This window comes from Streptomyces sp. NPDC043878 (genome assembly GCF_056435735.1).
Genome location: NZ_JBWKDW010000001.1, coordinates 774,011 through 792,785 on the forward strand (window position 1 = coordinate 774,011; position 18,775 = coordinate 792,785).

Sequence of the window (18,775 nt, forward strand, 5' to 3'; positions counted from 1 at the left end):
CGGCGCGCCGTGTGACTCGGTTGATCATTTGCTCCCCTCGTCGGAGTCGTCCCCAGGGCTGACCTTGCCGGTGCGGGTGGCGCGCGCCGAGGCGGTGTCCTTCCCGGGGCTGCGCGGGCCCACGCCTGCCGCCCTTCGCACTCCGGGGCGGGAACTGCCCGCTGCCCGTGCGCGGGGACCCGATCCGTCCGTGCCGCATGCACGCTCTCCAGGCTGCCTCGCGCCCACTTCCCCGGTGCCGGGGCCGGTGACCGGGCGCGTTGCCGAGCGGTTCCGCCGTCGCCTGCGGGAAGCCGTGACGGGTGAGGGGAGCGGTTCGGCTTCCTCCGCCCAGGGCGCCGCGTCCGGCTCCGTCGCGCTCGTGGGCGTCCCGTCGTACTGCGCCGGGACCGTCGGGCCGACGGACTGCCACTCGTCGCCCGCCGCTGTGCGTTCCGACCGCGCGCGCCTTTCCCGTTCGGCGCGCAGGCAGGACCGGATCGACTCCGGGTCGAGGCCCTCGTTGCATGCCTGGTGCAGGAGACGGGCGAAGAGATAGCCGGAGTCCGCGCCCAGCGCCATGGCCAGGGCCTCCCGGGCCTCGACGCCGTCGCCGCTCGACCAGGCCACCCAGCCGGCCAGGGTGAGGGGCGCCGCCGCGTGTTCCCCGTACGGGCCGACGCATCGGCGGGCCAGGGCTCGCCACAGACGCAGAGCCGGGCCGGCTTCGTCGACCTCCATCCATTCGGCGGCGCGATCGCGGGTCGTACGGTCCTGAAGACCGATGATCAAAGCGGCGGCTTCGGGGTGTCCGAGCAGTTCGTCGTCCCGCATGTCCGAAGGCAGTGCTCCGGGCGCGGGAGGCGCTTCGGCGAAGCGCGCCATGACCCGCTCGGCGAGCCGAACGGTCTCCTGCGCAACCCGCTCCCGGTCCTCCCCGTCCAGCATCCTGGGGAGCAGACGCATGCTGGTGGCGTCCAGGACGGTCTCCTGCTCCAGTGCCGCGGCGGTCTCCCAGGGCTGCAGCCGAGCTCGGAGCTCGCGCAGCGTTCCCCGCACCTGAAGGCCCGCGTACGTCGCCGCGGCGGCCAGGACCGACGTGCCGGGAAGCCCCATCGGCATTCCCTCCGGAGGACAGCAGCCTTCGCTCGGACAGCAGTACGACCAGAAGCGGCCGTCGGAGATGCACAGCGCCTCGATGACGGGCACGTCCAGCCGGCCGCACTCGGTGCGCAGCGTGGCGGCGAGGGAGGCGAGTCGTGTCATGACCTGCCGGCCCGACTCACCCTTCGCCGGTTCCTGGCACAGGTAGGCGACCATCTGCCCGGGCTTGCCCCCTCGTCGCTCACTGCCCGTGATCAAGCCGTGGGCCAGCTGTCGGGCGACGGAGGCCCAGTCGTCCTCGTTCGACGGAATGCCGAGGCGGGCCCGGCCGCCGAACCGGCCGCGTCCGCCCCGGTCGTGCAGGGCGACCAGGACGATGCTGTCCTCGGGCCGGTACCCGAGCAGATACGGCAGGGCGTCGGCCAGCTCGGCCGGGCTCCGCAGGGTGATCTGGTGCTCGCTTCCGGGGGCGTCGTACGTCAGGCACTCGACGTGCTCCTCGGTACCGCCCCGCCCGGCGCCCGCCCCGGCGAGGCCGGGTGTCTTTCGAGCGGCTCGCTCGTGGCCGCCCCCGCTCCTGTGGCCCCGCGCTTCGATGCCGCCGACAGTGCCGATCCCGCCGATGCCTCCGAGGTCGCAGGCAGTATCGCCGTCAGACGCATCGAAGGCATTGTCGAAGGGCTCGAACGGGCCCGAGGGCCCGGCGGTTCCGGGAGATGCCGCGTTCTCGCCGGTTCGCGACGTTTCAGAAGGTTCAGAGGATTCGGAGGGTCCAGTCGTTTCGCTGTGATTCGCCATGCGCTGACCATCTCGCGAATCGTGGATTCGCGTTTCACCCTGTGGATAACTTCGATCAGGAACACGTCACCAGTACCTCGCCCGGCGCCCGGCGTCCACAGCCGCGTCCCGCCTGTCGGTGGCGTCCTGTTGTATGGAGGCATGACGGACAGCAACAAGGCGGAACTGCGCACGACGGCGGACGCGGTACTGGCCCGGCTCGTCGGGGACCCCACCGGCTCGGCGCGGCTGCGCGAGGATCAGTGGCGGGCGATCGAGGCACTGGTCGCGGACAAGCGGCGGGCGCTCGTCGTGCAGCGCACGGGCTGGGGCAAGTCCGCGGTGTACTTCGTGGCGACCGCCCTACTGCGCGAGCACGGCGCCGGGCCGACCGTCATCGTCTCCCCCCTGCTCGCGCTCATGCGCAACCAGGTCGAGGCGGCCGCCCGGGCCGGCATCCACGCCCGCACCATCAACTCCTCCAACCCGGAGGAATGGCAGACCATCCAGGCCGAGGTGGCCGCGGGCACCGTCGATGTCCTGCTGGTGAGCCCCGAGCGGCTCAACAACCCGGACTTCCGTGACAACGTGCTGCCCGAACTGGCCGGCGCGACCGGCCTCCTCGTCGTGGACGAGGCGCACTGCATCTCCGACTGGGGTCATGACTTCCGCCCCGACTACCGGCGGCTGCGCACCATGCTCGCGGATCTGCCGCCGGGCGTTCCGGTGCTGGCCACGACCGCCACGGCCAACGCACGGGTCACCGCCGACGTCGCCGAGCAGCTGGGCACGGGAACCGGCTCGGACGCGTTGGTGCTCCGGGGGCCACTGGACCGCGAGAGTCTCAGCCTGAGCGTCCTGCAACTGCCCGACGCGGCCCACCGGCTGGCATGGCTCGCCGATCACCTGGACGATCTGCCGGGTTCCGGAATCATCTACACCCTCACGGTCGCGGCCGCCGAGGAGGTGACCGCCTTCCTGCGCGAGTGCGGGCACACGGTCACCTCGTACACGGGCAAGACGGAGAACGCCGAACGGCAGCAGGCCGAGGAGGCCCTCCTGGCGAACCGGGTGAAGGCGCTGGTCGCCACCTCGGCACTCGGGATGGGCTTCGACAAGCCCGACCTTGGTTTCGTGGTCCACCTCGGGTCGCCCTCCTCCCCCATCGCCTACTACCAGCAGGTCGGGCGCGCCGGACGCGGTGTGGAACACGCCGAGGTGCTGCTGTTGCCCGGGCGGGAGGACGAGGCGATCTGGGCCTACTTCGCCTCCGTGGCGTTCCCGCCGGAAGAGGCCGTCCGACGCACCCTCGACATCCTCGCCCGGGCCGACCGGCCGCTGTCGCTCCAGGCGCTCGAACCGCTCGTGGAACTCAACCGCACCCGCCTGGAGACCATGCTCAAGGTCCTCGACGTGGACGGTGCCGTCCACCGGGTCAAGGGCGGCTGGATCTCCACCGGCACGCCGTGGTCGTACGACGCGGAGCGCTACGCCTGGGTCGCCAAGCAGCGCACGTCGGAGCAGCAGGCCATGCGCGACTACGCCACCACCACGGGCTGCCGCATGGAGTTCCTGCGGCGGCAACTGGACGACGAGCAGGCCGCTCCCTGCGGCCGTTGCGACAACTGCGCGGGCGCGCGCTTCACCGCCGAGGTCTCCTCCCGCGCCCTGGACACCGCCGGCGGCTCGCTCGCCCGCGCGGGTGTCGTGGTGGAGCCCCGCCGTATGTGGCCGACCGGGCTTCCGGCCGTCGGCGTCAGCCTCAAGGGCCGTATCCCGCCCGGCGAACAGGCCACCCCGGGCCGGGCCCTCGGCCGCCTTTCGGACATCGGCTGGGGCAACCGGCTGCGCCCCCTGCTCTCACCCCAGACCCCCGACGCGGCGGTGCCGGACGACGTGGCGAGCGCGGTCGTGACCGTGCTGACCGACTGGGCCACGGGCCCCGGCGGCTGGGCGTCGCGCGCTCCTGACGCACTGTCCCGTCCCGCCGGAGTGGTCGCCATGCCGTCCCGGAGCCGGCCGCAACTGATCGATTCGCTGGGGAACAGGATCTCCTCGGTCGGACGCATCCCGATGCTGGGGTCTCTCGCCTACACGGAACAGGCGGACGCCCTGTCCGTTCCCCGCTCCAACAGTGCCCAGCGCCTTCGTGCGCTGAGCGGGGCGCTCGTCGTCCCGCCGTCTCTGCGCGAGGCGCTCCAAGCCGCCGACGGTCCCGTCCTGCTCGTCGACGACGTGACCGAGACGGGCTGGACCCTCGCGGTCGCCGCCCGCCTCCTGCTGCAGTCCGGTGCGCAGGGGGTGTTGCCGCTGGTCCTGGCGGTGAGAAGTTGAGCACACCGGGTACACGGTAAGCACCCGCGGACACGCGAAGTCGCTGTGTGCCACAACCTCATGCGTCATCCGGAGACGCACTGGGTAGGGATATAAGCCTCGAACAATCCCATAGGGGTCACCGGGCTCAATTGCTCGTTGCCGCAACCCAGTTCGACAGGAAGAATTGAACTCCGCTCCCCGCACGGCTCGTCCGTGGTCCGGTAGGGCTCTGCTGCGGCGTGCGTTCCCCCGATTCCGACCTCGCCCGCAGTGTGGGCGCGTAGCCGAAGGGAGGACCGTGACCTTCGGACTCGCTCCGTCCTCCGCGGCATCGACCTCGTCGTCTGCCGTTCTGTCCACCGCATCCGCCAACGCAATGGCCCGCATGCTCGAACCCGCCGAGTGGGCCGCCGCCGGTATCCCTCTGCTGCGCAACCCCCGCGAGGTGGTCAGCGGGCTGCACTCCCGGCACCGGCCCAGACCGGCCACGGCGATCGTCGCGGTCCTCGATCCGGACGAACGGGTGTGCGCGAGCGCCTCGTTCACCCGGCGTTCGGCCCCGGCCGACGGCTGGATGTTCCGCAACGTCCTGCTCGACCAACTGCGCCGGGTGATCCCGCACGATCTGCGGCGCCGCACCCCCGTGCGCACCGCCGTGCTGCTCTACTGCAGGGACGGCGACGCGCGTTGGACGCCGGAGGACGGCGCGTGGATGTGGGGGCTGCGTGACGCGTGCACCCTGCACGGGCTGCGCTGCGGCGCGTACATCACCCTGACCCGGGACGGCTGGCAGGTCCTGGGCGAGGGACGCGGCGGGCGCCGCCCGAACTCCGACTCGAAGCCGGAGCCCTTCGCCCTGTCCGAGGCGCCGCCTCCGCTGCCGCGCACCGGCGGCGCCGCCTCGGAGGTCCTTCGCCGGGCGGCCGCCCGCTGACGCCGACGCCTGCTACGCCTGATGCCGACCGCTGACGCCCGCTGCCGGCGCCGACGCGACCGCTGACGCCCGTCGGCGCTGTCGGCGCCGACGGATCCAGAGCCGCGCGGCGGCAGAAGCCGTGCGGGGCTGGGAGAGGCACGTACCGAGGCCGGGCGTGGCCGTCCGGTCGGTAGGCCCGGCGGGAGGAGATCCCCAGCGCCGCGGGACAGCGGGACCGCAGGCAGAAAGACCCACCCACGCCGTGCCGCAACGGCTGGAGGCCACCGCGCCTGCCGCCCCAGGTCCGCCGTCGTCTACGGCCCCTGCCCGCACGTATGCGGACAGCCACCCAGTCACCACGCACACTCTCGCCCGACGGCGGGCACGCGGGCAGGCAAGCGGGCACGCAGGCACGATCACCCACCGTGCGACGCCTGAAGCTCCCGACCCCCGGCTCACCACACCGCCACCCGACATGCGGAGACGGTGCGGCGGGAGCAGTCGCCGCAGCGACCCGTCGGCCCACTCAGGCCCGCCACCGGGCCCCGCGGGCACGCTGGCACGCGGCCACACCGGCACCCCGGCATGCGAAAAGCACCTCCGTGCGAGCGCACACATGCACGCTCGCGGCACTCCCGACTGCCGTCCAGGTGCCGCCGCGGCGGCACCCTTCAGCACCCTCCAGGGCTTCCGGGCCGTACCGGAACCAGGCTCAGACGCCCGCGCCCAGTACCGAGTTGATCTGCTGCGGGTCACCGCAGACGATCAGCAGGGCACCGGCCCTGGTGTGAGCCAGCGGCAGAGCGGCAACGGTGGCGGCACGGTCGGCGCTGTTGACGGCGACCACGACCACCGGGCGGGACGTGGCGCGGGACGCCTTGGTGGCCTCCGCGTAGAACACGTCGTCGCCCGCGTCGTGCTGGGCCCAGTAGGAGGCCTCGCCGAAGGACAGTTCGTGGGTGGCCCACGGATGCGGTTCACCGGTGGTGATCACCAGCACGTCGCCGGGCGCGCGGCCCGACTCCAGCAACAGGTCGACGGCTTCCTCGGCAGCGTCCAGCGCGCCCTCGGCCGAGGCCGGGATCAGCTGGATCTGCGGGGTCACCGGCACCGGAGCGGAGGCGGAGGGGGCGCTCGGACCGGCCGGTCCGGGCGTCTTCGTGGCCGTGTCGCGCGGTGCACGCTGCACCGGCGGCGCGGGCCGCACAGGGCCCGGACGACCGGGGCGCGGCGGAGCCGCGGGGCGGGGGCCGGGTACGGGGCGAGGGGTCGGCGCGACGCGGCTGCTGGCCGGCGTGGCGCGGGGACCCTGGGCACTCTCGTGAATCTGAGGCTCCTCGGGAATGAGAGGCATGAGCTGATTTTTATCAAACGTTGGTGCGGCTCGCGCCAGGGGGTGGCACATGAGTGCGAGCGGAGCGGAGTTGTCAGAAATCGAAGCCGAGCTGCCCCTCGATCTCCGGAACGCTTCCGTCCGCCCAGCTGCGGGCCTTCTTCAGGTGCCGCCACTGGGGCAGCGCATCAAGATACGCCCACGACAACCGGTGGAACGGGGTGGGGCCCCGCACCTCCAGCGCTGCCTTGTGCACGGGCGACGGATACCCGGCGTTGGCTGCAAAGTCGAAGTCTGCATGGTCGGCACCCAGTTCGGCCATCATTTTGTCGCGCTGAACCTTCGCGATCACCGAGGCCGCAGCCACGGCCACACAGGACTGGTCGCCCTTGATGACCGTGCGGACCTGCCAGGGCAGCCCGAGGTAGTTGTGCTTCCCGTCGAGGATGACGGCGTCGGGGCGGACCGGGAGGTCCTCCAGGGCGCGTACCGCGGCGAGCCGCAAGGCGGCTGTCATGCCGAGGCTGTCGATCTCCTCCGGGGAGGCGTGCCCCAGGGCGTACGACGTGACCCACGTTCGCAGGACGGAGGCGAGTTCGGTACGCCGCTTCACGGTGAGCAGCTTGGAGTCGGTCAGCCCTTCGGGGGGCCGACGCAGTCCGGTGATCGCCGCGCAGACGGTGACGGGGCCGGCCCACGCGCCGCGCCCCACCTCGTCGACACCTGCGATGACCTTGGCTCCGGTTGTCGCGCGAAGGGAGCGCTCGACGGTGTGGGTAGGGGGTTCGTACGGCATGGCGTGCTTAGCGTACGCCGCCCCGATCACCCCGCGACACCCGGTTTCCCCGAGCGGTGTCACAGGCCGGATCGCGGGTGATCACCCCCCGCTCGGTCGCAGCAGGGGAAGCACCAGCTGATCGAGCAGCTCCTCGAGATCCGCGTCACTCCATTCGCTGCCACAAAGCTTTGAGCGGTACATCATCATGGCGGGGATGGCGTCGCAGACGTATCCGTTCGCCGCGTCGGGCCGGACCTCTCCCCTCACGATTCCGCGGGTGATGACCTCACCGATCAGCCTTGTGGCCGGCTCGACCACTCCTTCGCGGATCACGCCGTGGAAGCGCTCCGCCTGCCGGTGGTCGCATTCGTGAATCACGGCGCGCAACGCCGAACCGGGTCGCGAGAACATCGCGTCCCGTGCCTGCCGGCACAGCGCGAAGAGGTCCTGACGCACGTCACCGAGGTCGGGGGCCTCCGCGAAGCTCGGCAGTGCGGCCTGCAGGGCGTCCGCCACGAGATCCTCCTTGGAGGGCCATCGGCGGTACACGGCGGCCTTGCCCGTCTGCGCGCCGGCGGCGACGCCCTCCATCGTGAGGCCGTTCCAGCCGACGGTGCTGAGTTGCTCCAGGGCGGCATCAAGGATGGCTTGTTCGAGTACGGCGCCGCGCCGACGAAGGGCGGCCGGCCGAGCGGGGGCGGCCGTCCAGCGCGAGGTAACCATCTGACTGACTCCAGCGGGAGGGGGAGCGGGGAGGTGTCGGAGGTGGGCCAGTCGTGCGGCAGCAAAGGGGGACGTGCCGCACGACGCGAAGTTAAGTGAACGCTTGCGTTCACTACCGGGGACTCACTACCGTTGACGCAACAGTGAACGCGATCGTTCACTAAGCCACTTGTGGGGGACCCATAGTGACAACCTCTCAGTTGACGAAAGATCAGACGCCGGGTGCGGCCCGGCGGCAGGGGCGCCCCGGTATCGCACTCGCGGTCATCGCGGCCTGCCAACTCATGGTGGTACTCGACGCGACGATTGTGAACATCGCCCTCCCGCACATTCAAGACGCTCTCCAGTTCAGCACCACCGACCTCACCTGGGTCGTCAGCGCCTACACGCTCACCTTCGGCGGCCTGCTCCTGCTGGGCGGCCGGGCCGGGGACATCCTCGGCCGGCGCCGGGTCTTCATGACCGGCATCCTGTTGTTCACCTTCGCGTCGCTGCTCGGCGGACTCGCCCAGGAGCCCTGGCAGTTGCTGGCCGCGCGCGTACTGCAGGGAGTGGGTGGCGCCATCGCCTCGCCCACCTCGCTGGCCCTGATCACCACCACGTTCCCCGAGGGACCGGAACGGAACCGGGCCTTCGGCGTCTTCGCCGCCGTCTCCGCCGGCGGTGGCGCCATCGGACTGCTCGCGGGCGGCATGCTCACGGAGTGGCTCGACTGGCGGTGGGTGCTCTTCGTCAACGTACCCATCGGCGTGGTGATCGCCCTGCTCGCGCCGCTGTACATCAACGAGTCCGAACGCCACTCCGGGCGCTTCGACTTCGCGGGTGCGCTGACCTCGACCGCGGGCATGGCCTCGCTCGTCTACGGGTTCATCCGCGCGGCGGACGAGGGCTGGCGGGACACCCTGACCATCGCGTCCTTCGCCGCTGCGGTGGTGTTGCTGCTGGCCTTCGTCTACGTCGAGTCCCGTGCCAAGGAGCCGATCACCCCGCTGCGGATGTTCACCGACCGCAACCGTTCCGGCACGTACGTGATCATGCTGAGTCTCGCCGCCGCGATGTTCGGGATGTTCTTCTACATCGTGCTCTTCGTACAGAACGTGCTGGGGTACAGCCCGATCAAGGCCGGTCTCGCCTTCCTGCCGGTGACTGTGGTCATCGCGCTCGGCGCGGGCCTGTCCCAGCGGTTCCTGCCGGTGCTCGGCCCCAAGCCGTTCATGCTGACGGGCTCGGCGCTCGCCGCGATCGGCCTGGCCTGGCAGACCCTGATCAGCTCCGACAGCTCGTACGTCGGCGGAGTGCTGGGGCCGATGCTGGTGTTCGGTTTCGGCATGGGCCTGAACTTCGTCACGCTGACTCTGACCGCGGTGTCCGGTGTGGCCCCGCACGAGGCGGGGGCGGCCTCCGGACTGCTCAACGCCATGCAGCAGGTGGGCGGCTCGCTCGGTCTGTCCATCCTCACGACGGTGTTCGGCACGGCCAGCAAGAACGAGGCCGAGAAGCAGTTGCCGCACTTCCTCACCGACGGATCGCCGCAGCAGAAGGCGGAGTTCGCCAAGACGCATCAGCTGCCCGCTCCGTGGGGACACGAGGTGCTCGCCCAGGGCATCTCGACGGGCTTCGTCGCGGCGGCCGCGATGGCCGTGCTCGCCCTGGCCACGGCCTGGTTGGTGATCCGGGTCCGCAAGAGCGACCTGGAGTCCCTCGCCGGGACGTCGGGGGCCGGCATCGCCTGAGCCGGCCGATGCCGGCGGACGCCACGGCCGCCCGGCCCACCTCCAGGGGCCGGGTGGCCAGGCCGACGGGCCGGAAATCCGCGCCTCGCGGGCGAGGCCCTCGCTCACTCGCCCCGCGACCGCGACCGCGAAGGGGAACGCCGGTCGGAGCACGGCACGCGCTCCGACCGGCGAGGGAACAAGGGACTGCGCGACACGAGGGGCGACCGTGCGGGGAACGGCCGGAGAGATAGCAACGGCCGACCCGAACGCCACAGCCAGCACGGCGATCACCAGCAACACCGCCGTGGCCATCACCAGCATCACCGTCATGACCATCACCACCCCGCACCATCCCCTCCCCGCGCCCAGCCCTCGCCGCCTCCACGCCGCATCACTGGCGGGTGAGGTGTCCGCAGGGCTTCCCGCCCCGCACAGCAGATGTCATGACAACGACCGGGCGGTCACGCAGAGTTCCCATCCACCACGGAAAGTTGCCACACACCCACACCCACACCTGAGGCCTCACGCCTCACGCTCCGCGGCCTCACGGTCCATGCCCAGCGACCGATCAGCCTCCCGTGGTCACCCACTCCGGAAGCGGTTCCGTCCGGTGCAGCCACGCGGCCGGCGGAGCTCCCGCCTTCCCTCCGGCAAGGACTCCGCCCACGATGGCGCAGGTCGTGTCCACGTCGCCGCCGACCTGAGCGGTCGTCCAGAACGCCTGCTCGTAGTCGCGCAGGCCCCGTGCGGCCGACCAGAGCGCGAAGGGCACGGTGTCATGGGCACTCGTACGCCGTCCGCAGCCCAGCACGGCCGCGACCGTGCCGGCGTCGCCGTAGTCGAGCATGTCCCGGGCACGCCGGAGGCCCGCTCCGACGGCGCTCCTGGGGACGAGGGCGACGACGCCGTCGAGCAGCGCCTCGGCGCTGGGCGGGCCGCCGGGGGCCGCGGCCAGCGCGGCGGCCGCCGCCACGGCCATGGCACCGACCACGGCCTCACGGTGCTGGTGGGTGGGGTACGCCGAGATCTCCGCTTGGTGCGTCGCCTGCTCGGGGTCGTCCGCGTACCAGGCGCCGAGGGGTGCTACGCGCATCGCGGCGCCGTTGCCCCAGGATCCCTGTCCGTTGAAGAGCTCGGCGGCGAGTTCGCGCCAGTCGCCGCCCTCCCGGACCAGACGCAGCAGACGGTTGACGGCGGGGCCGTAGCCCCGGTCGAAGTCGTGGTGCTCGGCGAAGGAGTGGGCCAGCGCGTCCTGGTCGACACGGTGGTGGGCGGCCAGGACGGCGACGACCGAGCAGGCCATCTCCGTGTCGTCCGTCCACTGCCAGGGACCGGGCGGCAGCTCGCGCCGCTTGAGCAGCGGGTAGTTCACGGGGACGAAGAACTGCGAGCCCAGCGCGTCTCCGACGGCGAGTCCGCGGAGGCTGGCCAGGGCGCGGTCCAGGCGCCCGTCGGGTGAGGAGTCGGCTGTCATCGCTTCGCCACCCTATCCGGTGATCCCGTACGGTTCCGGGTCCCGCCAGCGTTCGAAGGGCGGGTCCAGCGCGTATTTCCCGTCGTCCCCGAGAACGAGCATCCGCATCTCCGCGTTCCCCGGGTTGGACAGCGACTCGAACTCCGCCACCGTCCAGTGGAACCAGCGCATGCAGAACAGCCGCATCGCCAGGCCGTGGGTCACCAGCAGCACGTTCGGCGGGTGGTCGGGCGCCTCGAAGCTGCGGTAGAGGCTTTCCAGGAAGCCGCCGACCCGGTCGTAGACGTCGGCGCCGGACTCGCCCTGGACGAAGCGGTAGAAGAAGTGGCCGTACGCGTCGCGGTACGCCTTCTGGAGCCGGACGTCGTCCCGGTCCTGCCAGTTTCCCCAGTCCTGCTCGCGCAGCCGGGGCTCCTCGCGCACGCGTATGAGCTCGGGGTCCAGGTGGAAGGCGCGCAGCGTCTCGTGCGTGCGGCGATACGGGGAGACGTACACGCTGACGCGTTCGCGGCCGAGCACCTCGCGCAGCCTTTTGCCCGTCTCCTCGGCCTGCTGCCAGCCCCGGTCGGTCAGGGCCAGCGCGTGGTCCGGCTCGCGTTCGTAGACGGTGTCATCAACATTGCCCGTTGACTCCCCGTGCCGGACAAGGACGATGCGCCGTGGTCGTGCCATGCCCAAACCCTAGATCGGCCGGCGGCCCGCCGAGCACCTGTACGGGCTCCATACGGCGTAGGTCACACGCCGTCCGCGCTCTTCGCCACAGCGCGGAGCCCGACGACCGGGTCCGGACGTCAGACGGTCCAGCCCGGTTCCAGCTCGACTATGTCGCCCGTGAGGGCCGCGACGTCGGTCTCCGTCTGCGCGCGCAGGGCGAGCCGTTCCAGACGCTCCACGCGGTACTTGCCGTGTTCGGCTGCGGACCGCCACATCGACAGCACCATGAACTCGCTGCCCGGGGCCTCACCGAACAGTCCGCGGATCATGCCCGGCGAACCGGCCATGGCCGGGTTCCAGACCTTCTCCTGCATCAGCGTGAAGTGCTCGGCGCGCTCCTCGTGCACCCGGCAGTGGGCGACCCTGACCAGGTCGGCGTCGGTGAAGCGCGGCTCGAAGCCGGTCTTCACGTCGAAGCGGTAGTCGAAGAGTTTGACCTGGGCGTCCTTGAACGTGCCGGACTGCGCCGTGGCCAGCCGGTCGTGGGAACGGGCCATGAAGGAGTCGTAGAAGGCACGGCTCTCCCAGAACGCGAAGACGTGCGCCACGCCCGGCCGCCCGCGGCTCCAGCCTCCGCCCTGTCCCCTGAACCCCGGCTCCCCCAGAAGCCCCGCCCATTTTCGCTGCCCGCGCTCGAAGCCGCGGCGGTCCACCACGGTGCAGCGAATCCACTTGACCAGCACCGCGCCATGGTAAGGCCACGGAGCGTGGCGCCGGTCACTCTCCGGCGGACAGCTCTTCCGCACACCCGCGTGCGCGCGTGGCAGGATGGACAACCGGCCTTGCCCACCCGGCAGTTCAGGGTCGAGGGGGCACCTGGGGAGACGGGTAAGGGGAACACATGGTGCACGGCATCAACAAGGGAATCCGTAAGGTCGAGGTGTCGGTCAAATGGGATCCGAGTCCGACGGGGCAGCCGCCCACGGATCTGGACATCGTCGCCGCGACCTACCTGGCGAGCGACCCGTACGGCGATCCGGCCTATGTCGTGCACTTCGACAGCCGCTCCCCCGACGGCACCATCTATCTCAACCGCGACAGCAAGGACGGCAAGGGCTTCGGCTGGGACGAGGTCATGACGCTGGAGCTCGACCGGCTGGACGCCCGCTACGCGCGCGTGGTGGTCGGTGTCGTCATCCAGCAGCGCTCCGCGCACCGGACGTTCGTCGGGGTGATCAACCCCGGACTGCGTATCCGCGAGGGGTACACCGTGCTCGCCGAGGACGATTTCGGCAGTGTCCTCGGATCCACGGCGACGACGATCGGCGAGTTCGTGCGCGAGGGTGCGGGCACCTGGGACTTCCATCCCGGTATCCACGGCTCCGACGACGACCCCGCGACCTTCACGCGGACCATGGGGCAGGCGCCCCGGCCCTGAGCGTCAGGCCGTGCGGGGCGCCACGATCGCGTGGGTCAGCGCGAGGGCGTCCAGCACGGCCTCGCGGCGGGTGACCGAGTGGGGCGGTCCGCCGGTGTTCCGGGTACGCGGGCCGGGGTAGGCCAGGACGTACAGCAGCGTCCACAGGGGACGCATGGTGCTCGTGGCCCACGCGGGCAAGGGCCCCGGCCCGCCCGCTCGGAACGCCTTCTCCACGGCCGTCGGCCCCCGCACCGACCGGCCGCGCGGTCGTCCTCCTACGGCGGTGAGGTACGCGCGGTCGTCGCGCACCGCCGGATCGGGCGAGCGCAGGTCCGTGACCAGTGCTTCGAACGCCGTCTCGGACGGCTCGGTCGGGTCGGCGTCGTACGCACGCGAGGTGTCCACGCCCGCCGGCTGCGGGTCGCCGGCATGCCTACGGCGAGAGGGGCCCGTACGCGGACGAGGGGCGCCGGTGGGTCACCGGCGCCCCTCGTCCCAGGGCGTGAGAGTCAGGCGGGGACGGGTCCCCGCCTGGGTCAGCTGCAGCCGCTGGTCGAGCCGCAGCCCTCACAGATGTAGCAGGAACCGGCCCGCTGCATCTTCGTACCGCAGGAGAAGCACAGCGGGGCGTCGGCCTGGATACCCAGCTGCATCTCCACCAGTTCGGCGCTGGTGTGCGCCTGCTGCGGGACGGGCTTGACCGCCTCGGTCTCGGCCTTCGGGGTGGCGACGGCCTTCAGCTCCTGGGCACGCGGCGCCGACTGGGCCAGCCCCTCGACGTCGACCTCGTCGTCGATGGACTGCTCGTAGGAGCCGGTCTCCAGGTGGCGCTGGCGCTCCTCGGCGGAGTGGATGCCGAGCGCGGAGCGCGTCTCGAAGGGCAGGAAGTCGAGCGCCAGGCGGCGGAAGATGTAGTCGACGATCGACTGGGCCATCCGCACGTCCGGGTCGTCCGTCATGCCGGCCGGCTCGAAGCGCATGTTCGTGAACTTCGAGACGTACGTCTCCAGCGGGACGCCGTACTGCAGGCCCACCGAGACGGCGATCGAGAAGGCGTCCATCATGCCCGCGAGCGTCGAGCCCTGCTTGGACATCTTCAGGAAGACCTCGCCGAGACCGTCGTCCGGGTAGGAGTTGGCCGTCATGTAGCCCTCGGCGCCGCCAACCGTGAACGAGGTCGTGATACCGGGCCGGCCCTTGGGGAGGCGCTTACGGACCGGGCGGTACTCGACGACCTTCTCGACCGTCTCGCGGATGGTCGCCTCGGCCTTCGCCGTGACGGCGTCCTTCTCGGCCGTGCCCTTGTCCTTGGTCTTGGCGGACAGCGGCTGGCCGACCTTGCAGTTGTCGCGGTAGATCGCGAGCGCCTTGACGCCCATCTTCCAGGCCTCGAAGTAGACCTCTTCGACGTCCTCGACGGTCGCCGTCTCCGGCAGGTTCACCGTCTTGGAGAGGGCGCCGGAGATCCACGGCTGGATCGCGGCCATCATGCGGACGTGACCCATCGCGGAGATGGAACGCTCACCCATGGCGCAGTCGAAGACCTCGTAGTGCTCCGGCTTGAGGCCCGGGGCGTCCACGACGTTGCCGTTCTCGGCGATGTGGGCGACGACCGCCTCGATCTGCTCCTCCTGGTAACCCAGGCGGCGCAGGGCCTGCGGGACGGTGCCGTTGACGATCTGCATCGAGCCGCCGCCGACCAGCTTCTTGAACTTGACCAGGGCGAGGTCGGGCTCGAGGCCGGTGGTGTCGCAGGACATCGCGAGACCGATGGTGCCGGTCGGGGCGATGACCGACGCCTGCGCGTTGCGGAAACCGTTCTTCTCACCGAGGTGGAGAACGTCCTGCCAGGCCTCCGTGGCGGCGGCCCAGATCGGCGTGTCCAGGTCGTCCACGCGGACGGCCCTGGTGTTCTCGTCGGCGTGCTGCTTCATGACCCGCAGGTGCGGCTGCGCGTTGCGGGCGTACCCGTCGTACGCGCCGACGACCGCGGCGAGTTCGGCGGACCGGCGGTACGAGGTGCCGGTCATCAGGGAGGTGATGGACCCGGCGAGGGCGCGGCCGCCGTCGGAGTCGTACGCGTGGCCGGTCGCCATCAGCAGGGCGCCGAGGTTGGCGTAGCCGATGCCGAGCTGGCGGAAGGCGCGGGTGTTCTCACCGATCTTCTGGGTCGGGAAGTCCGCGAAGCAGATCGAGATGTCCATCGCCGTGATGACCAGCTCGACGACCTTGGCGAAGCGCTCGACCTCGAAGGACTGGTGGCCCTTGCCGTCGTCCTTGAGGAACTTCATCAGGTTCAGCGAGGCGAGGTTGCAGGACGTGTTGTCCAGGTGCATGTACTCGCTGCACGGGTTCGAGCCGTTGATACGGCCGGACTCCGGGCACGTGTGCCAGTGGTTGATCGTGTCGTCGTACTGGATGCCCGGGTCGGCGCAGGCCCACGCGGCCTCGGCCATCTTACGGAAGAGCGACTTGGCGTCGACCTCCTCGATGACCTCACCCGTCATACGGGACGTCAGGCCGAACTTGCCGCCCTGCTCGACGGCCTTCATGAACGCGTCGTTCACCCGGACCGAGTTGTTGGCGTTCTGGTACTGGACGGACGTGATGTCGTCGCCGCCCAGGTCCATGTCGAAGCCCGCGTCGCGCAGGGCGCGGATCTTCTCCTCTTCCTTCACCTTGGTCTGGATGAAGTCCTCGATGTCGGGGTGGTCGACGTCGAGGATGACCATCTTGGCGGCGCGGCGGGTGGCGCCACCGGACTTGATGGTGCCCGCGGAGGCGTCGGCACCGCGCATGAAGGAGACCGGGCCCGAGGCGTTGCCGCCGGAGGACAGCAGTTCCTTGGAGGAACGGATACGGGAGAGGTTCAGTCCGGCGCCGGAGCCGCCCTTGAAGATCATCCCCTCTTCCTTGTACCAGTCGAGGATCGACTCCATGGAGTCGTCGACGGACAGGATGAAACAGGCGGAGACCTGCTGGGGCTGCGGGGTGCCGACGTTGAACCAGACGGGGCTGTTGAAGCTGAAGATCTGGTGCAGGAGGGCGTACGCCAGCTCGTGCTCGAAGATCTCGGCGTCGGCGGGCGAGGTGAAGTACCTGTGGTCCTCGCCGGCCTTCCGGTACGTCTTCACGATGCGGTCGATGAGCTGCCTGAGGCTCACCTCGCGCTGCGGGGTGCCCACGGCGCCCCGGAAGTACTTGCTGGTGACGATGTTGACCGCGTTCACCGACCAGAAGTCGGGGAACTCGACGCCGCGCTGCTCGAAGTTGACCGAGCCGTCGCGCCAGTTGGTCATGACGACGTCACGGCGCTCCCACGCGACCTCGTCGTACGGGTGCACGCCGGGAGTGGTGTGGATGCGCTCGATACGCAGTCCCTTGCTCGCCTTGGTGCCCTTGGCGCGGGAACTCCGTGCCGGACCACTCGCCGTCTCTGTCATGCCGCCTCCCTGTACGGGCGAAAACGCCCTGAAGTGCCCTGATGTTCCCGTGGCACGGTGTTCTGTCTGGTGTCGCGGGCATTGATGCGCTGCCGCCCGCAACAGGTCTGTCGCCGCCGCATGGCCGTTTCCCGGGTCGCCGCCCGGTCCCGGCCCGCCGGTCAGTCGGCGGCGTGGGCGGGCTCGGGGACCTGAGCAGTCCCTCCGGACCCGCGGTCTTCGCCCGGGCTCCCCGCGACAGCGCCCTTGCCGCCGCCGGCGCCCTCGCGGTCCTCGTCGTCCGCTGCGGGCAGCCCCGTCTGTTCCCTGAGTTCCGCGATCGCGGCCTCGAAGTCCTCCAGCGAGTCGAACGCCCGGTAGACGGACGCGAACCGCAGGTAGGCGACGAGGTCCAGCTCCTGCAACGGGCCGAGTATGGCCAGCCCCACGTCGTGGGTGGTCAGCTCGGCGCTCCCGGTGGCCCGCACCGCCTCCTCGACCCGCTGGCCGAGCTGGGCGAGGGCGTCCTCGGTGACAGGCCGCCCCTGGCACGCCTTGCGCACGCCGTTGATGACCTTGGTACGGCTGAAGGGTTCCGTGACTCCGGACCGCTTCACCACCATGAGCGAGCACGTCTCCACGGTCGTGAATCGACGGGAGCAGTCGGGGCACTGGCGGCGCCTGCGGATCGACGTGCCGTCGTCGGTCGTACGACTGTCGACCACGCGGCTGTCGGGGTGCCTGCAGAAGGGGCAGTGCATGAGCTTCCAACCCTCCTCACAGCAGACTCAACGACCTCGAAGGGCCCCTCGGGCCCCTCGAAGCAACCCCAAGCATAGGCGATCGCCAGGGACTCGGAGACCCAGGGGACCACAACTTCTGGGCCGCTGCCGCAATCCAACCACTAGATGTGGGGATTGGCTCATACATCCACGCCGTGAAGGCGTGTCGCGCGTGAGAGGCAGGTGCAGCAGGGGTGCACCCCCCCTCGGGAGCCACGCAGGCGCCGCAGCCGTACCGCTGCGGCGCGTGCGGCGATACCGTGGGCGCCGCAGGGAGGTCGCGTGGGACTCCCGCGCGAACGGGGGTCGCTTCGCGGTCGCCGGGAGGCCGGATGGCAGACTGAGGCAGCAGCCCACGAGGTCGTCGCCCCGGCGGTGAAGAGTACAACGATGGATCTCTTCGTCCGTCAGGCACCGCGGTAGCTATACACCCAGACACGTGATCAAGTCAGACACTTCACGGTTTTTCACTCGAACGTGTGTTTGGCGCAACCTTTCGAAAGCTACTACCGTTGTCCAGCAGGGAGACCATCGAGAGGGGCCGACGTGACCACCACCGCAGACAGTGCCACCATCACTGCCCAGGACCGCTCCCAGGGCCGACTCGAGCCGGTGCATGCGATGAACGAAACCGCGAATCCTGAGGCACACAAGCGCTCCCTGCCAGGGCGACCTCCAGGCATCCGGGCGGACAGCTCCGGACTCACGGACAGGCAGCGCCGGGTGATCGAGGTCATCAGGGATTCCGTACAGCGGCGCGGGTACCCGCCGTCGATGCGCGAGATCGGTCAGGCGGTCGGCCTGTCCAGCACCTCGTCGGTCGCACACCAGCTGATGGCACTGGAACGCAAGGGCTTCCTGCGCCGTGACCCGCACCGGCCGCGCGCCTACGAGGTGCGTGGCTCGGACCAGGCCGCGTCGGTGCAGCCCACCGACACCGCGGGCAAGCCGGCCGCGTCCTACGTTCCGCTGGTCGGCCGCATCGCCGCGGGCGGCCCGATCCTGGCCGAGGAATCGGTCGAGGACGTCTTCCCCCTGCCCCGGCAGCTGGTCGGCGACGGCGAGCTGTTCGTGCTGAAGGTCGTCGGTGACTCGATGATCGAGGCGGCGATCTGTGACGGCGACTGGGTCACGGTGCGCCGTCAGCCGGTAGCCGAGAACGGCGACATCGTCGCCGCGATGCTCGACGGCGAAGCCACCGTCAAGCGCTTCAAGCGCGAGGACGGCCACGTCTGGCTCCTCCCGCACAACTCGGCGTACGAGCCCATCCCGGGAGACGACGCCACCATCCTCGGCAAGGTGGTGGCGGTACTGCGGCGCGTGTGACGGCCACGGCGGGTGGGCCGGTCGGCCCCCGCCCTCTGACCGGGCCCCGGGACCCC

At 70.6% G+C, this 18,775-nt stretch carries 15 protein-coding genes; 5 read left to right on the forward strand and 10 right to left on the reverse strand.

What is annotated here, in order from left to right:
* Positions 1–24: 24 nt before the first annotated feature.
* A complete protein-coding gene (locus AC07AZ_RS03300) occupies positions 25–1,881 on the reverse strand; it encodes a DUF4192 domain-containing protein (protein ID WP_478843265.1) in 1,857 nt (618 codons plus the stop codon).
* Positions 1,882–2,022: 141 nt separating this feature from the next.
* Here AC07AZ_RS03300 and AC07AZ_RS03305 point away from each other — a divergent pair, with 141 nt between their 5' ends.
* The gene (locus tag AC07AZ_RS03305; protein ID WP_478843267.1) at positions 2,023–4,194 is read left to right on the forward strand and encodes a RecQ family ATP-dependent DNA helicase; all 2,172 of its coding nucleotides are present in this window, start codon (positions 2,023–2,025) and stop codon (positions 4,192–4,194) included.
* Between the two features lie 280 nt (positions 4,195–4,474).
* A complete protein-coding gene (locus tag AC07AZ_RS03310) occupies positions 4,475–5,110 on the forward strand; it encodes a hypothetical protein (protein WP_478843269.1) in 636 nt (211 codons plus the stop codon).
* 694 nt (positions 5,111–5,804) lie between these two features.
* Here AC07AZ_RS03310 and AC07AZ_RS03315 read toward each other — a convergent pair.
* The 3 genes from AC07AZ_RS03315 to AC07AZ_RS03325 all read right to left on the reverse strand — a co-directional run bounded on the left by AC07AZ_RS03315 (position 5,805) and on the right by AC07AZ_RS03325 (position 7,926).
* Entirely contained in the window at positions 5,805–6,446 is a 642-nt protein-coding gene (locus AC07AZ_RS03315) for a hypothetical protein (RefSeq protein ID WP_478843271.1), read from the reverse strand.
* Positions 6,447–6,519: 73 nt separating this feature from the next.
* Positions 6,520–7,221 (reverse strand): ribonuclease HII, encoded by a 702-nt coding sequence (locus AC07AZ_RS03320; RefSeq protein ID WP_478843273.1) that lies wholly within the window; start codon positions 7,219–7,221, stop codon positions 6,520–6,522.
* Between the two features lie 81 nt (positions 7,222–7,302).
* A complete protein-coding gene (locus AC07AZ_RS03325; protein WP_478843275.1) occupies positions 7,303–7,926 on the reverse strand; it encodes a TetR/AcrR family transcriptional regulator in 624 nt (207 codons plus the stop codon).
* Between the two features lie 185 nt (positions 7,927–8,111).
* On the opposite strand from AC07AZ_RS03325, the gene AC07AZ_RS03330 reads away from it, so the two are divergent.
* Entirely contained in the window at positions 8,112–9,659 is a 1,548-nt protein-coding gene (locus AC07AZ_RS03330; protein WP_478843277.1) for an MFS transporter, read from the forward strand.
* A gap of 550 nt (positions 9,660–10,209) precedes the next feature.
* On the opposite strand, the gene AC07AZ_RS03335 is transcribed toward AC07AZ_RS03330, so the two are convergent.
* The 3 genes from AC07AZ_RS03335 to AC07AZ_RS03345 all read right to left on the reverse strand — a co-directional run bounded on the left by AC07AZ_RS03335 (position 10,210) and on the right by AC07AZ_RS03345 (position 12,512).
* Positions 10,210–11,115: an ADP-ribosylglycohydrolase family protein gene (locus AC07AZ_RS03335; RefSeq protein ID WP_478843279.1), complete on the reverse strand. Its 906-nt coding sequence runs from the start codon at positions 11,113–11,115 to the stop codon at positions 10,210–10,212.
* Between the two features lie 12 nt (positions 11,116–11,127).
* The gene (locus tag AC07AZ_RS03340) at positions 11,128–11,787 is read right to left on the reverse strand and encodes a histidine phosphatase family protein (RefSeq protein WP_478843281.1); all 660 of its coding nucleotides are present in this window, start codon (positions 11,785–11,787) and stop codon (positions 11,128–11,130) included.
* Positions 11,788–11,906: 119 nt separating this feature from the next.
* Entirely contained in the window at positions 11,907–12,512 is a 606-nt protein-coding gene (locus tag AC07AZ_RS03345) for a YdbC family protein (protein ID WP_478843283.1), read from the reverse strand.
* 161 nt (positions 12,513–12,673) lie between these two features.
* Here AC07AZ_RS03345 and AC07AZ_RS03350 point away from each other — a divergent pair, with 161 nt between their 5' ends.
* Complete coding sequence (locus tag AC07AZ_RS03350) at positions 12,674–13,207, forward strand: TerD family protein (protein ID WP_478843427.1); 534 nt, start codon at positions 12,674–12,676, stop codon at positions 13,205–13,207.
* 3 nt (positions 13,208–13,210) lie between these two features.
* Here the strand turns inward: AC07AZ_RS03350 and AC07AZ_RS03355 are convergent, their stop codons facing one another.
* The 3 genes from AC07AZ_RS03355 to nrdR form a co-directional block, all read right to left on the reverse strand.
* Positions 13,211–13,594, reverse strand: coding sequence for a hypothetical protein (locus AC07AZ_RS03355; RefSeq protein ID WP_478843285.1), 384 nt, complete (start codon positions 13,592–13,594; stop codon positions 13,211–13,213).
* 131 nt (positions 13,595–13,725) lie between these two features.
* Positions 13,726–16,632 (reverse strand): vitamin B12-dependent ribonucleotide reductase, encoded by a 2,907-nt coding sequence (locus AC07AZ_RS03360; RefSeq protein WP_478843287.1) that lies wholly within the window; start codon positions 16,630–16,632, stop codon positions 13,726–13,728.
* 161 nt (positions 16,633–16,793) lie between these two features.
* Positions 16,794–17,372 carry a transcriptional regulator NrdR gene (nrdR, locus tag AC07AZ_RS03365; protein ID WP_478843289.1) on the reverse strand — a complete coding sequence of 193 codons (579 nt, stop codon included), beginning with the start codon at positions 17,370–17,372 and terminating at the stop codon, positions 16,794–16,796.
* A 567-nt stretch (positions 17,373–17,939) separates the two neighbouring features.
* Here nrdR and lexA point away from each other — a divergent pair.
* Positions 17,940–18,719, forward strand: coding sequence for a transcriptional repressor LexA (lexA, locus tag AC07AZ_RS03370; RefSeq protein WP_478843291.1), 780 nt, complete (start codon positions 17,940–17,942; stop codon positions 18,717–18,719).
* Positions 18,720–18,775: the final 56 nt, after the last annotated feature.